This is a genomic window from Prauserella flavalba (assembly GCF_003202235.1).
Taxonomy (GTDB): domain Bacteria; phylum Actinomycetota; class Actinomycetes; order Mycobacteriales; family Pseudonocardiaceae; genus Prauserella_A; species Prauserella_A flavalba.
In genome coordinates, this window is sequence record NZ_MASU01000017.1 from 91,313 (window position 1) to 116,765 (window position 25,453).

The following is a 25,453-nucleotide window of genomic DNA, read 5'->3' on the forward strand; positions in this document are numbered from 1 at the left end:
GCACTCGTGCCCTCGGGGATCTTTTTATGCGTCCTCCTCCGGCATGAGCAGCCAGCAGGCCGCATACAGCAGGACCGGAGTGCCGAGGCCGAAGATCGTGGTGGCGACGAGCCCGATCCGCAGGATCGCGGCGTCGACGCCGAGCAGGCGGGCCCAGCCGCCGCACACGCCGGCCAGCATCCGGTCGCCGCGGCTGCGGCGGAGCTTCTTGATCGTCACGTTGTCGGTCATGACTCCATGCTGCGCGGGCGCGGCTGCCGGGACATCGGGGAGCGACCCGGAGTGATCCCGGAACCTCCGACCCCGAGACCGCCCTGGAGTTACTCAAACTGTCCATGATCGCTTGGCGCCGTTAGGGTCGGATGCATGCCCGGATCAGTGCTCGGAACCGAGGTGCGGCGGGTCGAGGACCCCGAGCTGCTGCGCGGACAGGGTTCCTACGTCGACAACCTCGAGGTCGAGGGTGTCCTGCATCTCGCCTTCGTGAGGTCCCCGTTCGCCCACGCCGAGGTCACCTCCATCGACGTCAGCGAGGCGGAGAAGGCGGCAGGTGTGGTCGCCGTGTACACCGCGGCGGACCTGGACCTTCCGCCCGTGCGGCAGTTCATCGAGATCAACCCCGACTGCGTGCGGCCCCCGCTCGCGACCGACCGGGTCCGCTTCGTCGGCGACCCGGTGGCGGCCGTCGTGGCCGAGAGTGCGGCCGCGGCCGCCGACGCGGTGGAGCTCGTCGACGTCGACTACGAGCCGTTGCCCGCGGTGGTGGACCTCGAGCAGGCGCTCGAGGAGGGCGCGCCGCTCCAGTTCCCCGGCCTCGGCTCCAACATCGCCGCCGGTGAGCGCGACGCCGCCGGCTCGGAGATCCTCGACGACGCCGACGTGGTGGTCCGCGCGCGGATCGAGAACCAGCGCGTGGCCGTGGTGCCGCTGGAGGGCAACGCGATCGCCGTGGTCCCCGGCGGGCCGGACGAGGACTACGACCTCACCATCCACGTCTCCACGCAGGCGCCGCACGCCGTGTGGGCCTTCGCCGCGAAGGCGTTCGGCCTGCCCAAGCAGCGGGTGCGGGTCGTCGCCCCGCACGTCGGCGGCGCGTTCGGCGGCAAGTTCGGCCTGATCGCCGAGCACGAGGTGGCGATCGGCGCCGCCCGTGCACTGTCCCGTCCGGTGAAGTGGGTCGAGACGCGCTCGGAGAACCTGCAGGCCATGCCGCACAGCCGGGCCCAGGTGCAGTACGCCGAGCTGGGGCTCAAGTCGGACGGCACCATCACCGGACTGCACTGCCGGATCATCGGCGACTCCGGTGCCTACGCGGGCTTCGGCGGTGGTTTCGCCCTCGGCCCGACGCGGACGATGGCGCAGGGCGTGTACCGGATCCCGAAGATCAGCTTCGGCGCGCTCGCCGTGCTCACCAACACCACGCCCACCGGGGCGTTCCGCGGAGCAGGGCGGCCGGAGGCCGCGGCCTTGCTGGAGCGCCTGATCGACATGGCGGCCGCGGAACTGGACCTCGACCCGGTGGAGCTGCGGCGGCGCAACTTCCTGCAGCCCGACGAGTTCCCCTACACCACGGTCGTCGGCACGAGCTACGACTCGGGCGACTACGACCTGCCCCTGCGCGAGGCGCTGCGGCTGGCCGACTACGACGAGCTGCGCGCCGAGCAGGTCCGCCGCATCGAGGCCGGGCAGCACACGCTGCTCGGCATCGGGGTGAGCACCTACGTCGAGATCACCGGCGGCGGGGGCGGCGGCGAGTACGCCTCCGTCGAAATGAGCCCCGAGGGCAGGGCGACGATCAAGGTCGGCACATCCGGCCACGGTCAGGGCCATCCCACGTCGTTCTCGATGCTCGTGTCCGACGCGCTCGGCATCCCGATGGAGTCGATCGACTTCGTGCAGTCGGACACCTCCGTGATCCCCCGCGGCGGCGGCACGGGCGGCTCCCGGTCGCTGCAGATCGGAGGCAGCGCGGTACGCGAGGCGAGCGAGCTGCTGGTGCGGCGCGCGAAGGAGCTGGCCGCCTCCCGGCTGGAGGCCGCGGTCGAGGACATCGAGCTCACGGAGGACGGCACGCTGGGCGTGGTCGGTGTCCCGGGCACGAGCCTGAGCTGGGCGGAACTGGCGCGGGCCGCCGAGGAGGACGGCGGCACCCTCGACGCTAACGTCGACTTCAAGCCCGACGGCGCGACGTTTCCGTTCGGCGCCCACGTGTCGGTGGTGGAGGTCGACGTCGAGACCGGGTACGTCCGCCCGCTCCGGCACACCGCGGTGGACGACTGCGGCCGGATCCTCAACCCGCTCATCGTGCGCGGCCAGCAGCACGGGGGCGCGGCGCAGGGCATCTCGCAGGCGCTGTGGGAGCAGGTGACCTACGACGAGGACGGCAACCCGGTCACGGGCACCCTCGCCGACTACCTGGTGCCCTCGGCGATGGAGATCCCCGACCTGGAGGTCGCCAACACCGAGACCGAGACACCCCGCAATCCGCTGGGCGCCAAGGGCATCGGCGAGTCCGCGACCATCGGCTCGACGCCCGCCGTGCAGAACGCCGTCGTCGACGCGCTCAAGCACCTCGGCGTCCGTCACCTCGACATGCCCCTGACGCCGCAGCGCGTCTGGCGGGCCGTCGAGCAGGCGCGCGCGGGGCAGCTGCCGTCGCCGTGGCGGGAGCCGCCGACCGCGTTCGACACCCTGCCGGTGCGCGCGGAAGGGCCGAACCCGCACGCCGACGAGGCCGCCGTCTGATCACCCTGTGCTAGCCGCTCAGCTCCCGCACCCGGGCGAGCCTGCCCAGCCACCGCCGCCGGGTCTCGTCGTCAGCCGCGACGCCGCCGACGAGATCCGGTTCGGGGGCGCGCCGGGGCACGGGCAGGTGACCGTCCACAGCTGACAGCGATGCCGTCGTGACGTCACCCGTCAACAGCGAGAGGGTGCCCAGCCCGCAGGCGAACTCCAGCGACGGCAAGGCCCCGGCGAGCGCCAGCTCGGCCGCCAGGCCGACGCTGCTCTCGACGGCCGACGACACCACGCACGGCAACCCGCACGCCTCCGCCACCCGCAGGGCCCTGCCTACACCGCCCAGCGGCGCCACTTTCAGCACGGCCACGTCCGCGGCACCGGCGACCGCGACCCGGAGCGGATCCTCGGCCCGGCGGATCGACTCGTCCGCCGCGATGCGCACGTCCACCTTGCGGCGGACCATCGCGAGCTCGTCGATCGTCGCGCACGGCTGCTCGACGTACTCCAGCCCGCCCGCGGCGCGGGCCAGTTCCCCGATGGCCGTGGCGGCGGTCTCGACATCCCAGGCGGCGTTGGCGTCCACGCGGATCGCGCCCGCGGGCCCCAGCGCGTCGCGCACGGCGGCCACCCGCTCACAATCGTCCACAAGCGACGATCGCGAATCGGCGACCTTCACCTTCGCGGTCCGGCACCCGGACGCGGCGACCAGCTCGTGCGCGCGCTCCGGCGACACCACCGGCACCGTGGCGTTGACCTCGACGCGGTCGCGCACGGGCTCCGGCCAGCCCTGCTCGCTCGCCTCGACGGCGGCCGCCAGCCACGGCACGCACTCGGCGTCGGAGTAGTCCAGGAACGGGCAGAACTCTCCCCAGCCCGCCGGACCGCGCAGCAGTACCCCCTCGCGGACGGTGATGCCCCGGAAGCGGGTCCGCAGCGGGATCGCGTAGACGTGCTCGGTTGTCACCTGTTCATTGTCTCGTCCCTTCGTCGTGTTTCGGTGCGGGTGTGCCGGGGGTAAACCCAGGAAGGACCTGAGTGTGAGAGGAGTGATGAACGTGGCCGACACGCTCACCGGCCGCAAGGTCGCCTTCGTGGTGGCACCGGAAGGTACCGAGCAGGTGGAGCTGACCCGGCCATGGCAGGCCGTGCAGGACGCGGGCGGACAGCCGGAGCTGATCTCGTTCGAGTCCGGCAGTATCCAGGCCTTCAACCACCTGGACAAGGCCGACACCTTCACCGTCGACAAGGCCGTCACCGACGCGTCGGTGGACGACTACGACGGGCTCGTCCTGCCCGGCGGCGTCGCCAACCCCGACCAGCTCCGCACCAGCCCCGACACCGTGCGCTTCGTCCGCGAGTTCTTCTCCAAGCAGAAGCCGGTCGCGGTGATCTGCCACGGCCCGTGGACCCTCATCGAGGCCGATGTCGTCCGCGGTCGCAGGATCACGTCGTGGCCGAGCCTGCAGACGGACCTGCGCAATGCCGGCGCCGAATGGGTCGACGAGGAGGTCGTGGTGGACCAGGGGCTCGTGTCGAGCCGCAAGCCCGACGACCTGCCCTCCTTCTGCGACAAGCTGGTGGAGGAGATCGCCGAGGGCGCCCACGCCGGCCAGGCCCGTAGCGCCTGACGAGCCGCGTGTAGCGGGTCTTAGCCGCCGTCCCCGTTCGCGTCCGGTGACGTCACGCGCAGGCCGACCTTCTCGGCCAGCGCGATGGCGTCGCCGGGCGCTTTGACTTTCATGTCGTTGTCGAAGTAGACGTACACCTCCCTCGGTTTCCGCTCGGCAGGCCCGGCGACCGTGTGCTCCGTGCGCGGGCTCCGCCCCGCCCTCCACGCCGTGACCTTCCGGGCCCAGTCCGTCAGCGCGGCGTCGGTGTAGCCGCTGGCGTAGAGTTCCTCGTCGCCGTGCAGTCGCACGTAGACGAAGTCCGACGTCACGTCCTCCAGATACGGCCACGTGCCCGCCGTGTCGGCGACGACGAGCCCGATGTCGTGCCGCCGCAACAGCTCCACGGCCTCGGCGCTCGCGAAGCTCGGATGCCGCACCTCCAACGCGTGCCGGAGCGGACGGTTCTCGTCGATCCGCAGGTAGGGCACGGCCTTCAGCTTCTCGTCGTGCCGCTTTCCCAGCGCGGCGGCCTCCTCGGTCGAGCGGGGCAGCAGATCGAAGAAGCCCACCAGCCGCTCAGGATCGAACCGCAGCCGAGGCGGCAGCTGCCAGAGCAGCGGCCCCAGCTTGTGGTCCAGCGCGAGCACCCCCGAGGCGAAGAAGTTGCCGAGTGCCGATTCCACATCCCGCAGCTGCTTCATGTGCGTGATGAAGCGGCCGCCCTTGACCGAGAACAGGAACTCGTCGGGAGTCTGCTCGAACCAGCCGCGGTACCGCTCCGGCCGCTGGAGCGAGTAGAACGAGCCGTTGATCTCCAGCGAGTTCACGCGCCTCGACAGGTACTCCAGCTCCCGGCGGTGGGCGAGGCCCTTCGGGTAGAACGTCCCCCGCCACGGCGGGTACAGCCAGCCCGACGTGCCGATGTGGATTCCCTTGCCGTGAACCGGAATCGCCACCTCTTCCCGCGCGTGTGCCCCGATTCCAGACTGACACGAACCGGCCCATTTCGCTCAGTCCCACCAGAACGACCACAGGCGCTTGCCGGTGAGGTTGGTGGCGAACTCCCGCAGGCTTCCGGGCTGCTCGGTGAAGTTGCCGAGGCAGAAGGCACGGTGCTCGGCGGCGACCACGAGAGCCCGGTCGCGGCTTTTCGGCGTTGCCGCCACCGAGAGGTCCAGCGTGTCGAAGCCGAGTGAGATCAGCACCGCGCCGAACCGGTCCTCCCAGCTGCGCAGCACGGCCGAGATCGCAGCGACCTGCTCGGTCATCTTCCGCATGCCCTGCCATCCGAGTACAGCCGGGACGTCGGCGGGCCGTGGCGACTCGACGATGCCGAGCCTGCAGTCACCGCGCGCTGCGAGGATGGAGCCGGTGTTGCCCGCCTCGGCCAGCGGATCGGCCCGGCGCGGCGACTTGCGGGCGAGACCGGGGAACGCCGTGTCGAAGGGATCCAGGCACTTGCCCTCGCAGCAGGGCGCCGTCCACCAGCCGGCCAGGGCCTGCTCGGCGTCGACGTGGTCCACGTCGTCGCCTGCCGGTGGTAGCCAGCCACGGTCGTCGATCCAGTCCTCCCCGGTCAGCTCGAATCGCGGGTCTCGCGGAATCAGCACCGGCCAGCGCCCCGTACGCGGGTAGGCGGCCACGCACGCGAGGTACAGGTTCGCGTCGGCGATCGGTTCGTCGGACAGCCAGAGGTCGTTGTGCATCCGGCCAGGCGGCAGCTCGAGGTCGGACGACGGATGGATCAGGCGGCGCGAACGGAAGTGGACAACGGTCATGGTCAACCCCTCTGTACTGGCGATCTCTTGGTGATTCGAACACTAGTTCGAGGGTGTGACAGTTTTGCCGCCGGAGCGGAGATCTGCTCGCGGTTCACTCAGGTGGGGGACTGACGAAACCAAGGGCTCTCTGGTTACTTTTCAGTAGGCTACCGAGAAGTAGCCAGCCGCTCAGCGTCGAGGAGGCCCCATGCGCCGGGTCCTGGCTGTCGTTCTTTCCGCGCTCACCGCCATGCTGGTCGCCGCACCCGCCGCGGCAGCCCAACCGGCCTACTCCTCGTACGTCTCGCTCGGGGACTCCTACACCTCGGGTTCCCTGATCCCCAACCAGGTCGACCTCGCCTGCACGCGGTCGGACCGCAACTACCCCTCACTCGTCGCGCAAGCGCTTGCTCCCGCGGAGCTCATCGACGTGAGCTGCGGCGGCGCCACCACGGAGGACATGACGCGCCCGCAGTGGGGCATCGCCAACCGGCCCCAGTTCGACGCGCTGCGCCCCGACACCCAGCTGGTGAGCGTGGGCATCGGCGGCAACGACATCCCGTTCATCGAGGTGGTGACGACCTGCGCCGCGCTGAGCGCGACCGCCCCGAAGGGCGCCCCGTGCAGGACCTACTACAACGCCGCGGGCACCGACCGGCTCGTCGAGAAGGTACGCGCCGTCGGCCCGCAGGTCGGCGCTGTCTTGCAGGGCATCAAGGACCGTTCGCCCGAGGCGCACGTCGTGCTGGTCGGCTACCCCAGCCTGCTGCCGGACTCGGGAGCCGCGTGCTGGCCGCTCGTGCCCATCGCGGCCGGTGACGCGCCCTACCTGCGCGATATCACCAAGCTGCTCAACGAGGTGCTGGCAGAACAGGCCGCCACGCACGGCGCCACCTTCGTTGACACCTACACCAGCAGCATCGGGCACGACATGTGCGCGCCGGCGGGCGTCAGGTGGGTCGAGGGCATCCTGCTCGGGTCCCCGGCCGCGCCGGTGCACCCGAACGCGCTCGGCGCCCAGAACCAGGCGCGGCAGGTGCTGGCCGCGCTCGGCGCGTAGCTACAGGGGTCGCAGCAGGTCGTCGGCGTCGATGATCCGGTAGGCGTAGCCCTGTTCGGCGAGGAACCGCTGCCGGTGCGCCGCGTACTCCGTGTCCAGGGTGTCGCGCGAGACCACCGAGTAGAAATGCGCTTGCCTGCCGTCCTCCTTGGGGCGCAGCAGCCTGCCGAGCCGCTGGGCCTCCTCCTGGCGGGAGCCGAAGGTGCCCGACACCTGGATCGCGACCGACGCCTCCGGCAGGTCGATCGAGAAGTTCGCGACCTTCGACACCACGAGCTTGTCGATCTCGCCCTTGCGGAACGCGTCGAACAGCGCCTCGCGCTCCTTGTTCTTGGTGGAGCCCTGGATGACGGGCGCGTCTAGCTCGGCGCCGAGCTCCTCCAGCTGGTCGAGGTAGGCGCCGATCACCAGGGTCGGCTCCCCGGCATGCTTGTCCACAATAGACTTGATGACCGCGGTCTTGGTGTGCGCCGTCGACGCGAGCCGGTAGCGCTCGTCGCTGTCGGCCGTGGCGTAGGACAACCGCTCGGCGTCCGTGAGCGTCACCCGGACCTCGATGCAGTCGGCGGGCGCGATCCAGCCCTGTGCCTCGATGTCGCGCCACGGGACGTCGTAGCGCTTCGGGCCGATGAGCGAGAAGACGTCACCCTCGCGGCCGTCCTCGCGCACGAGCGTGGCCGTCAGGCCGAGCCTTCGCCGCGACTGGAGATCCGCCGTCATCCGGAACACCGGTGCCGGCAGCAGGTGCACCTCGTCGTAGACGACGAGGCCCCAGTCGCGGGAGTCGAACAGCTCCAGGTGCCGGTACTCGCCCTTGCTCTTGCGGGTGATCACCTGGTAGGTGGCGATGGTGACCGGGCGGATCTCCTTCTTTTCGCCCGAGTACTCGCCGATCTCGTCCTCGGTCAGCGACGTCCTGGCAATGAGCTCGCGCTTCCACTGCCTGCCCGCGACCGTGTTGGTCACGAGGATCAGCGTGGTCGCTTCCGCCTTCGCCATCGCCGCCGCGCCGACCAGCGTCTTGCCCGCCCCGCAGGGGAGCACCACGACACCGGAGCCGCCGGCCCAGAACGCGTCCGCCGCCTCGCGCTGGTAGTGCCGCAGCGCCCAGCCGTTCTCGTGCAGCGAGATCGGGTGGGACTCGCCGTCGACGTAGCCCGCGAAGTCCTCCGCGGGCCAGCCGATCTTCAACAGCATCTGCTTGAGCCGGCCGCGCTCGGACGGGTGCACGACCACCGTGTCGTCGTCGATGCGCGCACCCAGCATCGGGTTGATCTTCTTGTTGCGCAGCACCTCTTCGAGCACGGCCCTGTCGGTGGTCGCCATCACGAGCCCGTGCGCGGGGTGGTTCTGGATCTGCAACCTGCCGAAGCGCCCCATCGTGTCGACCACGTCGATCAGCAGCGGCTGCGGCACCGGGAAGCGGGAGTACGACGTGAGGGCATCCACCACCTGCTCCGCGTCGTGCCCGGCGGCGCGCGCGTTCCACAGGGCCAGCGGCGTGACCCGGTAGGTGTGGACGTGCTCGGGGGCGCGTTCCAGCTCGGCGAACGGCGCGATCGCGATCCGGGCGTCGTCCGCGCGCTCGTGATCCACCTCGAGCAGCACGGTCTTGTCCGACTGGACGATCAGGGGGCCATCAGTCACGCCCTCCTTTATACGTTCCCCCGGCCGGAAAGTGCCCGGCCCTCGGATCCCAGCAGGCGGGAGGGATTTTCCGATCTGGTGGAGCTCGGGCAGGGGAACGCAATACCATCGCCGGGCATCCCCCGCTGGACCTGCGGGCGTCGTCGGCGGCCATCGCGCGGGCCGCTACCCTCCAGTGGTTTCCCGGGGACCAGCCCCACAGGTGTGCAAAGGAAGCCAGGTGACCCGTCGCAGCAAGCGTCCCCAACGGGCCGACGCGACGGATTCCGGGCTTGCCGGAGGCCGTTGGCGACTCGGCAACTGGAAGCTGCGGACCCGGTTGCTCGCGATGTTGCTCATCCCGGTACTCGCCGTCGTGGTGTTGGTGGGCGTCCGCATCGCGGCCGACCTCGACCGCGCCGACGAGTTCGCCGACGGAGCCCAGCGGGTCCGCGTCGACACCACCGTCGCCGCCGTGGTGCACGAGCTCCAGCGGGAACGTGCCCTCACCGTGCGGTACGTCGCGGAGGACCGGCTGGGCGACCTCGCCGGGCTGCGCGCGCAGCGCGAGCGCGTCGACGCGGCGATCGGCGACTTCGACCGCACCCTGGGCTCCGCGACCCCGGATCTTTCCCAGCAGGCCGCCGACGGCTTCCGGCTGCTGGACGAACGCCTCGGCGTGCTCACCGATCTCCGGTTCGAGGGCGAGAACTCGACCTCGCCGGCGGAGGTCGTGCTGCGCTCGTACAACGAACTGATCTCCGGGCTGCTCGACATCGGCGACCAGGCCGCCCCCGGCCAGAGCGACCAGGAGCTGGCCCGCACGCGGCTCGCGGCGAACGCGCTCGCGAGGGTCAAGGACCAGCTGTCGGTGCGGCGCGCGCTCGTTGCCGAGTCCCTGGTCGCGCAGGACCTGCCCTCAGACCGGATGCGGGCGCTCCTCGGCGCCGAGGCGGAGCTGGCGGCCGCGCACAAGGACTTCACGAAGTTCGCGACCGACGACCAGCGGGCGCGGTACGACGAGACCGTGCGCGGACCCGCCGTCGACGCCGGGAACGGCATGGTCGAGTCGGTGCTCAGCAGCGCCGAGGCGAACGAGGCGTTCCCCGAGATCGACCCTGGAGAGTGGGACGCCGCCGCGACCGAGACCGTCGACCTCGTCAAGCAGGTCCAGGACTCGTTGTACGGCCAGATCCAGCAGCGCTCGGACGCGCTCGCCGCTGACGCGCGAAGATCCGCGATGACCGACGGCGGCGTGATCCTGGGCGTGTTGCTCGTCGCGGCCGTGCTCGCCGTGCTGATCGCGCGCTCGCTGCTGCGGCCACTGCGGGTGCTGCGCAGCAGTGCGCTCGACGTGGCGCAGCACCGGCTGCCCGAGGCGGTCAAGGGGATCCTCGCCGACCCGGACCCCCGGCCCGAGGACGCCCATCGTCGCGCCGTCGAACCGGTTCCCGTGTTCACCAGGGAGGAACTGGGCCAGGTCGCGAGGGCCTTCGACGCGGTGCACGGCGAGGCGGTGCGCCTCGCGGGCGAGCAGGCGATGCTGCGCGAGAACGTCAACTCGATGTTCGTCAACCTCTCGCGGCGCAGCCAGGACCTCGTCGAACGCCAGCTGTCGGTGCTCGACCGCATGGAGGAGCACGAGCAGGACCCCGACATCCTCGGCGGGCTGTTCGAGCTGGACCACCTGGCCACGCGCATGCGGCGCAACAGCGAGAACCTGCTCGTTCTCGCAGGCCAGGACGCGGGGCGTCCGCTGCCCGGCTCGGTGTCGGCCGACGAGATCATCGGCGCGGCACTGTCCGAGGTCGAGCACTACCAGCGCATCAACGTCGCCGCGACACCACGCCTGGCCGTGCTGGGGGAGGCCGTGAGCGACCTCGTGCACGTGATCTCGGAGCTCTTCGAGAACGCCACCGACTACTCCGGCGACGACGCGCCCGTGTCGGTGGTCAGCTCCGTGACCGAACACGGCGAGTGGCGCATCGACATCACCGATCGCGGTGCGGGCATGCCGGAGACCGAGATCCGGAGGGCCAACGCGCGTCTGGCCGAGCCTCCCGAGGTCGACGTCGAGGTTTCGCGGCGCATGGGGCTCTACGTCGTGTCGCGCCTCGCTCGCAGGCACCAGATCCGCGTCCGGCTCTCGGCCGCCGACATCCGGGGGCTGACCGCGACGGTGGTCGTGCCGGCCACCCTGATCCAGCCCGGCGACCCCGTGTCGCCGCCGTTGCCGGTCGAGGCGGCCGCCCCGGTGTCACCGGAGCCGGCGCACGTCCCTGCTCCCGAGCCCGAGCCCGAGCCCGAGCCCGAGCCCGAGCCCGAGCCGGAGCCCGAGCCGGAACCCCGGCCGTCGCCGGAGGAGCAGTGGCCCCCGGTCGAGCCCAGGCACTGGCCGGAGGCGGAGCCTCTGCCCGTGCCCCCGGAACCGGTCGACGCGTGGCGGGAACCCGCGGCGCACCGGGCCGCGGTGCGGTGGGCGCCGCCTCCGGAGTGGCCGGTCGAGCCCGACGAACCGTCGCCGGAGGAGATCACCGAGCCGCAGCCCGCGCTCGCCATCGACACCCCGACCGACCGCCTGCCCGCGTACCAGGAGGTCCTGACCCAGTGGTTCCAGACCTCGGACGAACCGCTGGCCGAGCATGTCCAGTGGCCGACAGAGGACGACGAGAGCCCCACCGTGAGCCGCTCGCCGGAGGACGTGCGCACGAGGATGACCAGCCTGCAGGACGGGGTCCGGCGGGGACGGCACGCCCGCGCCGAGTGATCCCGCTCAGTGCGGGCGCAGCCCGTCGAGGATGACGTTCAGCGTGCGGCCCCGCATCGAGACGTCGGTGGTCCACCTCGTCGCCTGGCTCGCACCGATCAGCAATGCGATCACCTCGTCGACGCCGACGTCCTCGCGCACCCTGCCCGCCTGCTGGGCACGTTCGAGCAGGGTCGCCAGCGACTCGCGGACCTCCTGGCGAACGGGGGAGTCCGTGTCCGCGACGTCCACGCCCTCCGCGGCCAGCGCCTCCGTGAGTGCCTGTTTCGGGCCGGACTGCCCGACGAGCCGCTCGAAGAACTCGTGGAAGGCGGAACCGGCGTCGTCGCGGGTGGCCAGTTCGGCGGCGTCCGCGCCCACCTGCCTGAGCCGTTCCAGGTAGACGGCTTCGAGCAGCGCCTCCTTGGTCGGGAAGTGCCGGAACACCGTGCCGACGCCGACTCCGGCTCTTCTTGCGACCTCCTCGGTGGATGCCGTCGTGCCCTGCTCGAGGAATACCTCGTCCGCGGCCGTGAGCACCTTGGCCCTGTTGCGGAGTGCGTCCGCGCGCGGGCTCACCGCGGCACCTCGTTGACAACCGGAGTCGCGGCTCCGTATTCTTCAAGCGGAGTCATGACTCCGATACTACCGGGAGGTGGCCGATGGTCGAAGTCAGGAGCCCGCGCGAGGTCTTCGAGGCACAGCTGCGCGGTGTGATGAACGGGGAGTGGGACACGGTTCCCGAGCTCTACGCGGAGGACGCGGTGGTGGAGCAGCCCTTCGCCAAGCCGCGAGAGGTGCGGCTCGTGGGGCGCGAGGCGATCAGGAAGCACTTCGCTGGTGCGGCAGGGCTTCCGCTGGAGATGCGGGCTCGCGACCTCGTCGTGTACGAGACCACCGATCCGGAGGTGATCGTCGCCGAGTGCGACTACGACGTGACCGTCACGACGAGCGGTCGCGAGCTCTCCGTTCACAACATCTTCGTGGTCAGGGTGCGCGACGGCCGGATCGTCCGGTCGCGCGACTACCACGACCCCGTGGCGCTCGCCGGAGCACTGGGGTGACGTGATGCCGTTCCCGTCAGTGGCTGGCTTCCTTGGCGGAGTCGCCGGTCTCGGCGGCCGCCTCCTCGGTGGCCTCCCATTCGGCGGCGTCCGCGGTGGCGGTGGCCTCGTCGGACGTCTCTGCCGCGGTCTCCGGGGCCGCGGGCCCGCCCTGGAGCAGCCGCGCGACCTCGCCGCGCAGCGTCACGAACTTCGCGGACTCCCTCGTGGCGATCTGGTCCCGCTCGGCAGGCAGGTCCACGGCCAGGTCAGCGACGATCGTCGCCGGCGACTTCGACAGCACGAGCACCCGGTCGCCCAGGTACACGCTCTCGTCGATGTCGTGGGTCACCAGCAGGATGGTGCTCTGCTGCTCTCGCTGGACCCGGCGCAGCAGGTCCTCCAGCTCGAACCGAGTCTGCGCGTCCACGGACGCGAACGGTTCGTCCATGATCAGCAGAGCCGGCTTGCTCGCGAGGGCACGGGCGATCGAGACGCGCTGCTGCATGCCGCCGGAGAGCTGCCAGGGGAACTTCTTGCCGACACCGGAAAGGCCCACTGCGTCGAGGGCTTCCTGAGCACGCTCGGCCCGTTCCTGTTTGCTCAGCTTGCGCCAGCGCAGCGGGAACTCCACGTTGCGGGCCACGGTGAGCCACGGGAAGAGCGACCGGCTGTAGTCCTGGAACACCACGGCGAGGTCGTCCGGAACACCCGACACCTCGTCGCCATGCAGCCGCACCGAGCCGCCGGTCGGCGGGATCAGGCCCGCGATGCACCGCAGGAGCGTGGACTTCCCGCAGCCGGAAGGGCCGACGATGCAGGCGAGCTCGCCGGCGTCGACGGAGAAGGACAGCTCTCGCACGGCCACATGAGCGCCGTCGCCCTTGCCGTAGCGGTGGTTGAGGCCGGTCACCTCGAGCATGGTCGGCACGTCAGCCTCCTGTGGGTTGCGAGGAAACGGAACGGGCGGTCACCCATCGTCGTTCCGAGTGGGTTGCCAGCGGAGTACGCGACGCTCGACGGTGAGCAGCACCGCGTTCAGACCGTAGCCGAGAATGCCGAGCAGGACGATCCACGACCACATCAGGGGAAAGTCGAACTGCTGCTGGGACGAGATGAGCTCGTGCCCGATTCCGTTCAGCGAACCGATCAGCTCCGACACGACCATCAGGATCAGCGAGATCGACAGGCTCAGGCGCAGCCCGGCGAAGATCTTCGGCAGCGCCGCGGGCAGCACCACCATGCCGATCCAGTAGGGAGCGGGCGTGCGGAACGACCGCGCCGTGTCGACCTTCACGGAGTCCACCGAGCGGACCCCGTCGACGGTGTTGAGCAGGATCGGCCAGATCGCTCCGAAGATGATCGTGGCGACCTGCATCCCGGGGCCGAGCCCGAACAACACCATGAACACGGGCACGAGGGTCGGCGGTGGGATGGCGCGGAAGAACGCGAACAGTGGGCCGACGTACTCCATGCCGGTCCGCGAACGTCCCAGCGCCGTGCCGAGGCCGACACCGAGCACCACGGCGATGGCCCACCCGCCGAGACACCTGCCGATGCTGGGCAGGATGTGGTCGAAGACGGTCTCGGAGAGGAACAGCTGCGACGCAGGTCCGGAGAACCACAACTCCACTGCCGTGGTGACGATCTGGCTCGGTGGCGGGAAGAAGACGCTCGCCGCGAGGCGGGTGGCGAGTTCCCACACAGCTACCGCGCCGATGAACACCAGCCAGTTGCGGGCGAAGCCGGAGATCCCCGCGGCCGCCTGGCTGCGAAGCCGAGTGGCGCGGTCGGTCACCTGGGTCACTTCGCAGCCTCCCCCACGGCCTCGTTCCAGCGGAACATGCGCCTGCCCATCCGTTCGAGGCCGTCGTTGATGAGGTACCCGATCACGCCGGCGACCACCGTGCCGGCGAGCACCTGGTCCATGTTGGTCCCACCGGAACTGGCCTCGAGGATGAAGTTGCCGAGCCCGCTCGACGCACCGGCGACGTACTCGGTGCTCACCACGAGGATCAGCGCGATGGCCGCGGACATCCGGATGCCGGTGAAGACGAACGGTGCCGCGTGGGGCAGTGCGACGGACGTGAGCATGCGCGAGCGGCTCGTGCCGCAGGCGCGGGCGGTGTCCATCAGCACCGGATCGATCTCGGCGAGGGCGTAGATGGTGTTGAACAGGATCGGCCACACCGCGGCGTACACGGCGAGCGTGATCTTGGCTTCCGGTCCGCCACCGACCACGAGGAGCACCAACGGAATCAGTGCCACCGAAGGGATCGGACGCAGGAACTCCACGATCGCCCTGGTCGCAGTGCGCAGCCAGGCGACGCTGCCGAGCACGAGGCCCGCGGGCACCGCGACGGCGATCGAGATCCCCAGCGCGATGGCCCACGCCAGCACCGTGGCGATCACGTCCCGGATGAAGGGCTCCTGGCCGAGCAGGTCCACCGTGGTCGCCAGAACCTCGGACGGTGGCGGTACGAACAGCTCTGGCACCAGGCCGACCCTCACGGCTCCTTCCCAGATGAGGAAGAAGCCGATCAGGCCGGCCAGGTTTCGGTACAGGGAGCGCACTAACTATCAGCCGCCGGCTGCGCGATCATCGACGAGGCGTCCATCTTCTCCTGAATACCACCGAACTCCAGGAGCAGGTCGGGAACGCGCTGCAGGCGCCGAGCGTCCAACTTGGACTGGAAGGTCAGGAGGTTCGTCATCGACGCGATCTCCTTGTCCACCTTGGCGAACTCGACCATCAGCGGCTCGATCTTGCTGCGGTCGGCGGCTTCGCGCGTGGCCTTGTCCAGCGCGCGCTGGAACGCGGCGACGACGTTGGGGTTCTCGTCGGCGAACTGCGCCTGCGACGCGTAGCCCGCCGTCGGGAAGTCCTTCGTGGGGCCGGTCGCGGTGTCGAACACCGGAACGGCGCCGATCGTCTTGGCCGCGGAGGTGATGAAGGGCTCCGTCATGAATGCCGCGTCCACGTCACCACGCTGAAGGGCACCCGCCATCTCCGGGAACGGCAGCGAAACCCACTGCACGTCGGAGAAGTCGACGCCGTTGGTCTTCATGACCGACTTGGTGAGCGTGTCGGACATGGTGTTCTCGCTGGTGATGGCGATCGACTTGCCGGGGAGGTCCTGAACCTTTTTCACCGGCGAGTTCGGCATGGTGACGACCATGGTGCTCTTCGGTCCCGCGGAGGAGGCGTCGGCGACGAACTTGAACTCCGCCGCGCCCTTGCTCTGTGCGATGAAGAACGGGGTGTAACTGCTGTAGGCGACGTCGACCTCGCCGTTGATGAGCTTGGTCAGCGATGCCTGGCCGCTCGGGGCGTTGACGACCTCGACATCGAGACCCTCGTCCTTGAAATAGCCGTTCTTCATCGCGAGATGGAACGGTGCGAGGTCGATCGTCGGCATGACCGACACGGAGATCTTGGACTTCTCCAGATTTCCGTTGCCGCCCTCCGACGAGTCGTCGGATCCGCCCAGCATGCCGCAGCCACTGGTGGAGGCCAGCATGACGAGGGCGGTCGCGAAGACGCCGACCCTCGCGCGCCGTCTGGAGCCTCGTGCCAAGCGGAGTGTTTGTCGAAGCAAGGCCAACTCCTAGAGGAACAAAGAGGTCACTGTAGTTGTGTACCGAGTGGATTGGGGATGGTTCAAAGCTGGACCATCGCAGTACGCGGTCACTCTAGAGAACGGAGTGAACACATCACAATGGGTGCTCACCGGCCCGGGTCAAGTGGTGCACGTCACTAGATTGTTCGAACCAATGAGTGAGCTGCGCTACTTAGCGTGTTCGTCCTGCTCGACGCGAAGAAAATTGCGCCGGTTGGCGGTAGGCCTGTTGGTGCTTATGCACAGCCCTCGCCTGTAAGGGTTACATGTTCACCAGGTCTTCGCTACTCTCTGCCTCTGCGAACTCGGTACAGACCACCACTTCAGTGAGAGAGTGCCTGTCATGGCTGAGCGGACGGGGCGTTTCCCGCAGGTCGGAGACGCTGGCGAGACGGCGGCGACGAGCTACTACCTGGTCAGCTAGGTAGTCGGGCGAGTTGTGCAAGGGCAAGGCCCCGACACGATGCTTGCGCTGAAGCGAACCCCGTCGCCCTGTCCCTGTGGTGCGGTCGTGCCGAGAACAGGCTTGTTATCTGGTGGATGGCGTCCGTTCGAGCCGCGGATGTCCGAGGACCTGCTGGCTCGAGTCTTGGGAGTGTGCTCGTAGTGCTCGACCAGAACGCGGAGGAAGGAACCGGCGCGGCGGGCGCCGGCACGCCTGCCGCGCCGAATGCTCCCCAGTCGGCCCGGGAAGGCGCCGCGGAACAGGAGCGCTCTCGCCGGGGACTACGCAACTGGCGCGTGCGCTCGAAGCTCGCGCTGGTGCTGATCATTCCGACGGCGACGGCTCTCGTGCTCGGCGGCCTGCGTGCGTTCGACGCGCTGGACAGGGCCGACGAGTTCCAGCAGACGGCGGAGCAGGTGGACCTCGCCATCAGCATCACCTCGGTCGTGCACGAGCTGCAGGCCGAGCGCACGCTGGCCGTGGCCACGGTCGCCTCCAACGGCGACCCTCGCAGACGCGGCGCGCTCGACGCGCAGATCCTGCAGGTCGACCGGGCCGTGTCGCAGCTGCGCGGCGTCGCCGACGAGATCGACACCGAGGACCCCGCCGCCAGAGACCGGTACAACAGGGGCATCCAGCGGCTCGACGCGCTGGGGCCCCTTCGCAACGCCATCAACTCCTCGCCTTACTCGGATGTTTCCGCGCTGTCCACCTATTCGTCGATTTTGGACGAACTGGTGCGGCTCGGCCGCGAGGTGAACACCGCGGTCACCGACCAGGACCTGCTGCGCGAGGGCACGACGATCCAGGCGGTCAGCGAGGCGAAGGAGTTCGTCGCCCGCCAGGACGCCGCCCTGCAGATCGCCGCTCTGCACAACGAGTTTCCCGCCGACCTCCTCGACCAGGCGCGGTCGGCGTTCGCCGGTGGTGAGGCGGCCGTCGAGACGTTCAACGCTTTCTCCTCGCCCGAGCAGCGTCAGCTGTTCTCCGACACCGTCAGTGGTCCGGAGGTCGACGGACGGCAGCGGATCAGGGAGCAGTCCTTCGTCCGCGCCGAGCTGGACGAGCCGTTGTTCATCAACAGCAACGAGCTGGCGAACAACACGACGGTCACGCTCGACAAGTTCCGCACGGTGGAATCGCAGCTGCTCGACAACCTGCGGGCCCACGCGGGCAACCTCGCCGACTCGGCCACCACCGCCGCGTGGCGCGACTCCGGCATCGTGCTCGCCGCTCTCGCCGCCGCGCTGCTGCTGATGCTCGCCATCGCCCGGCTGATGCTGGGACCGCTTCGCGTGCTGCGCAGCAGCGCGCTGGAGGTCGCCTACGTCCGGCTGCCCGAGACGGTCCGGCGCATCCTCGCCGACCCCAACCCGATCGAGGCGTCGCGCAACGCCATCGCCCCGGTGCCCGTGTACACCAGGGAGGAGATCGGCGAGGTCGCGCGCTCGTTCGACGTGGTGCACGAGCGGGCGATCCGGATGGCGGCCGAGCAGGCGCTTCTGCGCGAGAACGTCAACGGCATCTTCGTCAACCTGTCCCGGCGCAGCCAGCGCCTGGTGGAGCGGCAGCTCGGCGTGATCGACCAGCTCGAGGCCGACGAACAGGACCCGGACCAGCTCGCGAGCCTCTTCGAGCTCGACCACCTCGCCACCCGCCTGCGGCGCAACGGTGAAAGCCTGCTGGTGCTCTCCGGCGCCGGCCTGGCGAAGTCGGTCTCCCGGCCGGTGCCCGCCGCCGATGTGGTCGGCGCCGCGGTGTCCGAGATCGAGCAGTACGCCAGGGTCGAGGTCGGCACGATCCCGGACGTCGCGGTTCAGGGCCGCGCCATCCACGACCTCGTGCACCTGCTCGCGGAGCTGCTCGACAACGCGACGTACTTCTCGGAGCCCGATACCAAGATCAGCGTGCGCGCGGTGGTGACGAGGCGGCACGCCCTCGCCATCCAGATCACCGACCGCGGTGTCGGCATGACCGAGCAGCAGCTGACCGAGGCGAACGAGCGACTGGCCGATCCGCCTGACCTGGACGTGTCGGTGACGAGGCGCATGGGGCTGTATGTGGTCGCGCGCCTGGCCAAGAGGCACGGCATCGAGGTCCGGCTGCGGGAGAACGAGGACATCGAAGGCGGTGTCATCGCCCGCGTCGTGGTCCCGACCGAACTGCTCACAAGCCCGCCCCAGGCCGAGGAACCGGTGGCACCGCCGAGGATCAGCGCCCAGCGCAACGGCTCTCACGAGGACATCTCGTCGCCGTCGCTGCCGCCGATCACGAGCTTCACCGATCCGGCCGAGACCACACAGCTGCCGCCGACGGCGCCCGCGCCCGCGAACCCGCAGGCGCTTGCCTCGCCGTCGTCCGGCGAGCCGCAGCGCGACGCGAACGGGCTGGTGCCGCTCGACCAGCCGATCAGCCTCGACGACCTCGTCGGCGGTACCACCAGGGCGGCCGGTCCGTTCGTCAGCCCCTCGCCGCCGGAGCCGCCCCCGCCCGCGCGGGAGCAGGAGCCCCAGTGGCCCGCAGAGCAGCCGGAGGCGGAGACCGCCAACGGCAGCGGACACGGGTCCGGTGACAGTGACTACACGCTCGCCCTGCCGAAGCGCGAACCGCGCTACGTTCCGGTCACGCCGGAACAGCCGGCCCAGCAGGAGCCGGCAGGGGGCGACGGCAGCGCACTGGAGGACGACGTTCCCACCAGGAGGTTGCCGATCTATCAGTCCGTACTCTCGCGCTGGTTCAGCGAGGAAGAGCCGGAGCAGGAGCAAGCCGAACCGGAGCAGCAAGTGGAGCCGGACAGCTATGCCGAGGAGCCGGAGGCCACGTCCGAGGAAGAGTGGCGGAGTGTCTCGGACAGCGGATGGCAGGCGGCACACGCCCTGCTGGAGTCGAAGAACGAGGAGATCACGCCCGCCGGCCTACCCAAGAGGGTGCCCAACGCATACTTGGTGCCGGGCTCGATCCGGCCGACCGAGGGCGACGCGTTCAGGGACACCACGGTCGGGAAGCCGGGGCAGGGCGCCATCGCCAGATCGGCCGATGCGGCACGCAACCGCATGATGAGCTTCCAGCGCGGGTACCAGAGTGGCCGCCACGCGCTGAAGGAGCCGTCGGCCGAAGAGACGCAGTTCGATTCTGTTACGTCGAGCGGGTCGGGCGATCGATCCACCGACAACGGGGCGAAGGAGTAAGAGTTGACACGGGCTGGTGCAGCGCAGCCGGGGGCGCCGAAGCAGGGCGGCTCCGGTCAGAAGGGGAGCTTCGCTTGGCTCATCACGGACTTCGTGCACCGCGTGCCGGGCGCGGCACACGCTGTCGTGGTCTCGGCCGACGGTCTGCTGCTCGCGGCGTCACGGGGGCTGCCGAAGGACCGGGCGGATCAGCTCGCCGCCGTCGCTTCGGGCCTGACCAGCCTCGCGCGGGGCGCGGCCCAGGTCTTCGAGGGCGGCGCGGTCGCACAGACGGTGGTCGAGATGGCCAACGGCTTCCTGTTCCTGATGTCGGTGTCCGACGGGTCCTGCCTCGCCGTGCTCGGCTCGCCGGACAGTGACATCGGGCTGGTCGTATACGAAATGACGTTGCTGGTCGACCGGGTCGGTCAGCAGATGACGCCGGAGCTTCGTGCTCAGCTTCAGGGTGCGGTGCGGCGGTGAGCCGGTGCAGCCAGATCGCGCGGCGACGACGCGTCCGACAGGCACAGTGAGAAAACACTGAGGAGACCGCCGTGGATTCCGGGCACTCGCGAGGTGACCGCCGACTCGACAGAGGCCAGCCGGCCGGACGCTGGCCGGACGAGTCGGACAACGATGTGGCCTACCGCGATCGGGACGACTGGGGCGACCGTGACTGGCGTCCCTCACGGTTCGACGGTCCGGCGACCGGGAGGCCGGCGGATACGGGCGAATGGCTCAGCCCGCTGGACACGGGCACGCAGGGCCCTGCCGATTTCGACGTGAGCGAGTACCGGCAGCGGCTGATGAGCGGTCCCGGCTCCGAGCTCTACGGCATGGGCGGCGGCGGGCTCGTCGAGCCGGACGAGTCGGCGGCCTTCTCGGCTTTCGCCGAGCGCTCGCTCGACGGTGGCCCGCCTTCGCAGGACCTCGTGCCGTCGCCGGTGCCGAGGCAGGCGAGCGTGGAGCCGGAACGGCCGGCCGAGACCACGTCCGGTCTGGTCCGGCCTTACTTCCGTACGAAGGGCAGGACCAAGCCCGCCTACGACCTCGCGCTCGAGGCGCTGGTGTCGACCAGCGACCAGGGCCGAAGGCTCGAGCGGGTCCGGGTGCCGGAGCACCGGTCGATCTGCGGCCTGTGCCTGGACACCCGCTCGGTCGCGGAGGTGGCGGCGCTTCTGAAGCTGCCGCTGGGTGTGGTGCGGGTTCTGGTTGGTGACGTTGCAGGTCTCGGACTGGTGCTCGTGCACTCCGCGACCTCCATGGTGGGGGACCGGCCCAGTATCGAGTTCATGGAAAGGGTGCTCAGTGGCCTTCGGAGAATTTGACTCCGACGCGACTACGTCTGCGGCGAGCGGTCCGACCTCGTCGGCCAAGATCGTGGTGGCCGGTGGGTTCGGCGTCGGCAAGACGACGCTGGTGGGCGCGGTCTCGGAGATCGCCCCGCTGACGACGGAAGCGTCGATGACCGAGGCGAGCCTCTCGGTCGACGACCTCTCCGCCACGCCACACAAGATGACCACCACGGTCGCGATGGACTTCGGGCGTATCTCGCTGGACTCCGACCTGGTCCTCTACGTTTTCGGCACACCGGGTCAGCACCGGTTCTGGTTCATGTGGGACGACCTCGCACTCGGCGCGATCGGCGCGGTGGTGCTCGTGGACACGCGGCGGCTGGCCGACGCGTTCCCGTCCATCGACTTCTTCGAGAACCGGAAGCTGCCGTACATCGTGGCGATCAACTGCTTCGACCGGCTGCTCCACCACCAGATCGAGGACGTGCGCCACGCGCTCACGATCTCGCCGTCGGTGCCGATCATGGCGTGCGACGCGAGGGACAGGGAGTCGGCGAAGCAGGTGCTGATCTCGGTCGTCCAGCACGCCATCGCTCACGACAGCGCGCTGCAGGCGGGTTAGCTCCCCGGGCCAGGTCACAGGGTCGTGCCGCCGCCCGCGTGAACAGCACGCGCGTACGGGGGACTTGTCCGCGACCGGTTTGACCTGGCTAATAGTCTGGCCGCTGGAACAGTGTGCGCAGGCGAGGAGGGACAGTGACGGCTTCGGCCCAGCAGGGCAGCTTCGGCTGGCTCATCACCGACTTCGTGCGCAGGGTGCCGGGTGCCGCGCACGCCGTTGTCGTCTCCGCTGACGGGTTGCTGCTGGCCGCGTCGGACGGCCTGCCGAGGGATCGGGCCGACCAGCTCTCCGCCGTCGCCTCCGGCCTGATCTCGCTGACGCTGGGCGCCGCGCGTTGTTTCGAGGCGGGCAACGTGAACCAGACGGTTGTCGAGATGGAGCGCGGGTACCTCTTCCTGATGTCGATCAGCGACGGCTCCTGCCTGGCGGTGCTCGCTGCGCCCACGTCCGACATCGGCACGGTCGCGTACGAGATGACGCTGCTCGTGGACCGGGTCGGTCAGCAGCTCACACCGGAGCTGCGGGCGCAGCTGCAGGGCGGGGTGCGTGGGTAACCGCGTGGACGCATGGGACGCCTTGCATCAGGGGACCGGCCGTGAGGGCTTCGACTCGCCCGAGCGGTTCGATCTGACGAGCCTGCCGAAGCTGACGCGCAGGGAGCCGGTGCGCGGGCCCGCGCGATTCGAGCACCGTTCGCTGGTGCGGCCGTACGCGCGGACCGGAGGCCGGACGCGGCCCGGGCAGGACCTGCAGCTGGAGTCGCTGGTGGCGACGAGCGAGCGGGGCCGCCGTTACCTGGGTGCGGCCACCACCGTGCAGCGGTTCATCTGCGACCTGTGTGTCGAGGTGCGCTCGGTGGCGGAGGTCGCCGCGTACTCGCGCCTGCCGCTGAACGTGGCGAAGGTGATCGTCGACGACCTCGCCGCGGCCGGTGCGGTGGAGATCCAGCAGCCGGGCATGCTGCTGACGGACCGCTCGTCGCGCGACTTCATGAGCCGCATCCTCGAGGGTCTCCGCGCACTCTGACCACCACCCACACGTGCGGTCCCGTATGGGAGCAGGGGACCTTTGCTCCCGGAAAACGGGAGTAAAGCTCCCTTGCTCCCTTCTGGGGCAGGAGTGGGTCAGTCTTCGACGAGGGCGGCCGAGGTGATGCGGTGCAGTGGGTAGCGCTCGTTGTCCGAGCTTTCCAGGATGCCCCCGCCGACGCGGACCGGCGTCACCACGCGCTGGCTCGCCGTGCCGTGGGAGTCGACGAAGCCGATCCACACCTCGCGTTGCTCGCGGGTCGCCTGTGCCAGCAGGGCCAGCGTCGCCGACGTGTCGGATCCGCCTCCCGCCGGGAGACGCACGGTCTTGCCGCGTTTCGTCGTCGCGGCCCGGTCACCGGCGCGGATGTGCGCCAGCACGGCCTTGAGCTGCTCGGGGCTGATCGGATTCTGCTGGGGCGCCGTCCTGCGGACCGGGCGGCCACGAGCGGCGATCCGGCGTCCGCTCGGGCGCAGGTCGAGGATCCGGCCCGCCGCGTCCTCCGCCGCAGGGGCGAAGCCCGCCGCACGGAGTCCGTCGAGCATGTCCGCGAGCGGATAGGGGCTCACCAGCACGGTCGGCGCGATCTTGCGCAGCTCGAACTCCTGCGCCGCCGGGGTGCCGAGCACCTCCGCCAGCAGCACCTCGTCGTCGCAACGCAGGAACGACGCCGCCGCACCGCCGCGCAGCCGCCCGTGCCTGCGGGCGACATCGTCGATCAGGTACGTCAGCGACTGGGGCACCGGCGTCGCCGAGCGCGTGCGGAACAGCTCGTGCAGTTCGTCGGCGGTGCGCCCGCTGTCGAGCGCCCTCCGCACCGACGCCTCGGTGACCCGGTACACCGTCGCGTGACCGGCGGACTCCACGTCGGCCACGGCCGTGATCGCCGCCGCGAGATCGGCCTCCAGCGGGCCGGGGGCGACCACCGTCAGGTCGGCCTGCACGAGCACGTGATCGACGGGCCTCGGCAGCGCGTCGGCCATCGCGCTCGCGGCGCCGTGCGGATCCCCCTCCAGCAGCGCGCCCGCCGCCGACGTGAGCGCTCCCAGCGCGACCATGCCGATCGCCGACGCCTCGGCCATCGTCCAGCGGACGAGGTCGTCCCGCAGCCGCCCGCCTCGGCGCGGCGCCCGCCAGGCCAGCAGCGCCACGAGCTCGTCGACGCCCTTCACGCCCGCGCCACCGGGTAGCGCGGCGAGCACACCCAGTACGCGGCGCCGCGCACCCGGAGCCAGCGGACGGCGCAGGTCTTCCGACAGCGGGGCGAGCGCCTTGTCCTTCGCGTCCCGCTGACCGGCGAGGCCGGGCAACCTCGGCAGGTCCAGCCACGCCTGCGCGACCCCCAGCCAGCGCAGCGCGGGCGGCGACGACAGCCACGAGTCGGTGAGCGTCGTCGGCACCCATTCCGGCGTGGTGTCGTCGCTCGCCGCCGCCAGCCCCGCGCCGAACGCCAGCTCGGCGAGCAGCGTGGCCCTGGTGTCGTCGACGTCGAGCTCCTTGGCGATGCGGCGCAGCTCGCGCACCCCGAGCCCACCGGACTTGAGCACCGGTGACGGCTGCGCCGACCACAGGTGCAGCAGGGATTCGAGGTTCCGCAGGAACTCCGTCGCCTCACCGGCCGCAGCCTGATCCACAGTGGACTGCTGGTGCGGGTTGGTGGGCAGCTCGGGCTCGCTCAGCGACTCCTTCGGGTAGACGACGCCGTCGCGCAGCGCCAGCCCCACCTCGCGCGGCAGCTCCACGGTCTGGTCGTCACGTCGGATCAGCAGCCCACGCGCGAGCAGCCGCTGCACCGGCGTCTGCGCCTCCGCCAGTTTCACGTCGGCGGCGGCGTCGCGGGTGCGGCCGATCGGCGGGCCCGCCGAGAGCTTGGCCAGCAGTGCGTGTTCGTCCTCGCCCACCTCGGCGAGCACGACGGCGAGGTCGGGCACCGAACCGGCGGGCGCGCCGAGGCCGGCCGGGAAGGGACCGAACACCTCCCGCGTGGCGGGGGCGATGCCGAGTGCGTCGTCGTCGCCCCACGCGAGGGCCAGGCCGCGGAGCCGGTCCAGCGCGGGCCCCACGTCGGTGCCGAGCAATGCGGTCACGTCGTCGCGGCTCACCGGCTCTGAGTCGGCACCGGCCACCACCAGCGTCTCCAGCACCGCGAGCGTGGCCGTGTCCAGGTTCTCGCAGGCGCGCGCGATCGACCCCACCGTGCCGGCGCGGGTGGCGAGCACCGACGAGTCGGCCGGGGGCGGCGTCGCGAGATCGCGCCGGGCGCGCAGCAGGTCGGCCAAAGCGTCGTCGGGCACCGCGCGCAGCCAGTCCGCGAGAGAGAGGGCGGCCATCGCTGACCACGATATCCCCTGCTTTTCCCCATCGGGCACACTGAGGGCACCGTTGGTCGAGTTGTGGAGGACGACGTGGCGAAGGCCGACAGCCGGAAGAGCAAGCGGATCGATCCGACGTGGCCCGAGGTGCCCGCGGGCGAGCACCCCGTCTCGGAGCTCGCAGCGGACCGGCAGGGTGCCCTCTCCCCGTTCGGCGAAATGACGTTCCCGCTCGAGGCGGTGCCCTACGAGCACCCCGAGACCGAGATCAACAAGCGCGGCTGACGAGGCCCCGGACCTCGGGGTCTGTTACTCGCCGGTCACCGATCCTGGCCGCCGGTGGCGGGGGTCACGGGGCTAGTGTTCTGACCCGTATAGG

General features: G+C 70.3%; 23 protein-coding genes. 12 read left to right on the forward strand and 11 right to left on the reverse strand.

Going from position 1 to position 25,453, the window contains the following annotated elements; all coding sequences use genetic code 11:
- Positions 1–24: 24 nt before the first annotated feature.
- Positions 25–231 carry a PspC domain-containing protein gene (locus tag BA062_RS33990; protein ID WP_110343236.1) on the reverse strand — a complete coding sequence of 69 codons (207 nt, stop codon included), beginning with the start codon at positions 229–231 and terminating at the stop codon, positions 25–27.
- 135 nt (positions 232–366) lie between these two features.
- Here BA062_RS33990 and BA062_RS33995 point away from each other — a divergent pair, with 135 nt between their 5' ends.
- Complete coding sequence (locus BA062_RS33995; protein WP_110343237.1) at positions 367–2,745, forward strand: xanthine dehydrogenase family protein molybdopterin-binding subunit; 2,379 nt, start codon at positions 367–369, stop codon at positions 2,743–2,745.
- 10 nt (positions 2,746–2,755) lie between these two features.
- Here BA062_RS33995 and BA062_RS34000 read toward each other — a convergent pair whose 3' ends face one another.
- On the reverse strand, positions 2,756–3,703 hold the full coding sequence (locus BA062_RS34000; RefSeq protein WP_110343238.1) for an o-succinylbenzoate synthase: 948 nt from the start codon (positions 3,701–3,703) through the stop codon (positions 2,756–2,758).
- Between the two features lie 85 nt (positions 3,704–3,788).
- Here BA062_RS34000 and BA062_RS34005 point away from each other — a divergent pair, with 85 nt between their 5' ends.
- Complete coding sequence (locus tag BA062_RS34005) at positions 3,789–4,367, forward strand: type 1 glutamine amidotransferase domain-containing protein (RefSeq protein WP_110343239.1); 579 nt, start codon at positions 3,789–3,791, stop codon at positions 4,365–4,367.
- Between the two features lie 20 nt (positions 4,368–4,387).
- Here BA062_RS34005 and BA062_RS34010 read toward each other — a convergent pair whose 3' ends face one another.
- Positions 4,388–5,299, reverse strand: coding sequence for a DUF72 domain-containing protein (locus tag BA062_RS34010; RefSeq protein WP_245960147.1), 912 nt, complete (start codon positions 5,297–5,299; stop codon positions 4,388–4,390).
- Positions 5,300–5,359: 60 nt separating this feature from the next.
- Positions 5,360–6,127 (reverse strand): DUF4253 domain-containing protein, encoded by a 768-nt coding sequence (locus BA062_RS34015; RefSeq protein ID WP_110343240.1) that lies wholly within the window; start codon positions 6,125–6,127, stop codon positions 5,360–5,362.
- Between the two features lie 190 nt (positions 6,128–6,317).
- Between BA062_RS34015 and BA062_RS34020 the strand changes: the two genes are divergently transcribed.
- Complete coding sequence (locus tag BA062_RS34020; protein WP_110343241.1) at positions 6,318–7,169, forward strand: SGNH/GDSL hydrolase family protein; 852 nt, start codon at positions 6,318–6,320, stop codon at positions 7,167–7,169.
- On the opposite strand, the gene BA062_RS34025 is transcribed toward BA062_RS34020, so the two are convergent.
- A complete protein-coding gene (locus BA062_RS34025; RefSeq protein WP_110343242.1) occupies positions 7,170–8,816 on the reverse strand; it encodes a DNA repair helicase XPB in 1,647 nt (548 codons plus the stop codon). It lies immediately after the preceding gene.
- Between the two features lie 220 nt (positions 8,817–9,036).
- Here BA062_RS34025 and BA062_RS34030 point away from each other — a divergent pair, with 220 nt between their 5' ends.
- Positions 9,037–11,562 carry a sensor histidine kinase gene (locus BA062_RS34030; RefSeq protein WP_110343243.1) on the forward strand — a complete coding sequence of 842 codons (2,526 nt, stop codon included), beginning with the start codon at positions 9,037–9,039 and terminating at the stop codon, positions 11,560–11,562.
- 6 nt (positions 11,563–11,568) lie between these two features.
- On the opposite strand, the gene BA062_RS34035 is transcribed toward BA062_RS34030, so the two are convergent.
- On the reverse strand, positions 11,569–12,120 hold the full coding sequence (locus BA062_RS34035) for a TetR/AcrR family transcriptional regulator (protein WP_110343244.1): 552 nt from the start codon (positions 12,118–12,120) through the stop codon (positions 11,569–11,571).
- An 83-nt stretch (positions 12,121–12,203) separates the two neighbouring features.
- On the opposite strand from BA062_RS34035, the gene BA062_RS34040 reads away from it, so the two are divergent.
- The gene (locus tag BA062_RS34040) at positions 12,204–12,605 is read left to right on the forward strand and encodes a nuclear transport factor 2 family protein (protein ID WP_110343245.1); all 402 of its coding nucleotides are present in this window, start codon (positions 12,204–12,206) and stop codon (positions 12,603–12,605) included.
- Between the two features lie 16 nt (positions 12,606–12,621).
- On the opposite strand, the gene BA062_RS34045 is transcribed toward BA062_RS34040, so the two are convergent.
- The 4 genes from BA062_RS34045 to BA062_RS34060 are packed head-to-tail and all read right to left on the reverse strand — an operon-like array spanning position 12,622 to position 16,105.
- Complete coding sequence (locus BA062_RS34045; RefSeq protein ID WP_210407078.1) at positions 12,622–13,506, reverse strand: ABC transporter ATP-binding protein; 885 nt, start codon at positions 13,504–13,506, stop codon at positions 12,622–12,624.
- 48 nt (positions 13,507–13,554) lie between these two features.
- On the reverse strand, positions 13,555–14,382 hold the full coding sequence (locus BA062_RS34050) for an ABC transporter permease (RefSeq protein ID WP_168214173.1): 828 nt from the start codon (positions 14,380–14,382) through the stop codon (positions 13,555–13,557).
- Positions 14,383–14,387: 5 nt separating this feature from the next.
- A complete protein-coding gene (locus BA062_RS34055; protein ID WP_110343248.1) occupies positions 14,388–15,158 on the reverse strand; it encodes an ABC transporter permease in 771 nt (256 codons plus the stop codon).
- Positions 15,158–16,105, reverse strand: coding sequence for an ABC transporter substrate-binding protein (locus BA062_RS34060; protein ID WP_110343326.1), 948 nt, complete (start codon positions 16,103–16,105; stop codon positions 15,158–15,160). Before BA062_RS34060 ends, BA062_RS34055 begins: the two co-directional genes overlap by 1 nt.
- Before the next feature lie 639 nt (positions 16,106–16,744).
- On the opposite strand from BA062_RS34060, the gene BA062_RS34065 reads away from it, so the two are divergent.
- The 6 genes from BA062_RS34065 to BA062_RS34090 all read left to right on the forward strand — a co-directional run bounded on the left by BA062_RS34065 (position 16,745) and on the right by BA062_RS34090 (position 22,759).
- A complete protein-coding gene (locus tag BA062_RS34065; RefSeq protein WP_110343249.1) occupies positions 16,745–19,837 on the forward strand; it encodes a sensor histidine kinase in 3,093 nt (1,030 codons plus the stop codon).
- 3 nt (positions 19,838–19,840) lie between these two features.
- The gene (locus BA062_RS34070; RefSeq protein ID WP_110343250.1) at positions 19,841–20,299 is read left to right on the forward strand and encodes a roadblock/LC7 domain-containing protein; all 459 of its coding nucleotides are present in this window, start codon (positions 19,841–19,843) and stop codon (positions 20,297–20,299) included.
- A 71-nt stretch (positions 20,300–20,370) separates the two neighbouring features.
- Positions 20,371–21,144, forward strand: a complete 774-nt coding sequence (locus BA062_RS34075) for a DUF742 domain-containing protein (RefSeq protein ID WP_110343251.1) — start codon at positions 20,371–20,373, stop codon at positions 21,142–21,144.
- Positions 21,125–21,733, forward strand: coding sequence for a GTP-binding protein (locus tag BA062_RS34080; RefSeq protein WP_110343252.1), 609 nt, complete (start codon positions 21,125–21,127; stop codon positions 21,731–21,733). Before BA062_RS34075 ends, BA062_RS34080 begins: the two co-directional genes overlap by 20 nt.
- Positions 21,734–21,867: 134 nt before the next feature.
- Positions 21,868–22,287 carry a roadblock/LC7 domain-containing protein gene (locus BA062_RS34085; protein WP_110343253.1) on the forward strand — a complete coding sequence of 140 codons (420 nt, stop codon included), beginning with the start codon at positions 21,868–21,870 and terminating at the stop codon, positions 22,285–22,287.
- Entirely contained in the window at positions 22,280–22,759 is a 480-nt protein-coding gene (locus BA062_RS34090; RefSeq protein WP_110343254.1) for a DUF742 domain-containing protein, read from the forward strand. Before BA062_RS34085 ends, BA062_RS34090 begins: the two co-directional genes overlap by 8 nt.
- 98 nt (positions 22,760–22,857) lie before the next feature.
- Here the strand turns inward: BA062_RS34090 and BA062_RS34095 are convergent, their stop codons facing one another.
- Positions 22,858–25,092, reverse strand: a complete 2,235-nt coding sequence (locus tag BA062_RS34095; protein ID WP_110343255.1) for a helicase-associated domain-containing protein — start codon at positions 25,090–25,092, stop codon at positions 22,858–22,860.
- A 75-nt stretch (positions 25,093–25,167) separates the two neighbouring features.
- Between BA062_RS34095 and BA062_RS34100 the strand changes: the two genes are divergently transcribed.
- Positions 25,168–25,359, forward strand: coding sequence for a hypothetical protein (locus BA062_RS34100; RefSeq protein ID WP_110343327.1), 192 nt, complete (start codon positions 25,168–25,170; stop codon positions 25,357–25,359).
- The last annotated feature ends 94 nt before the right edge of the window (positions 25,360–25,453 follow it).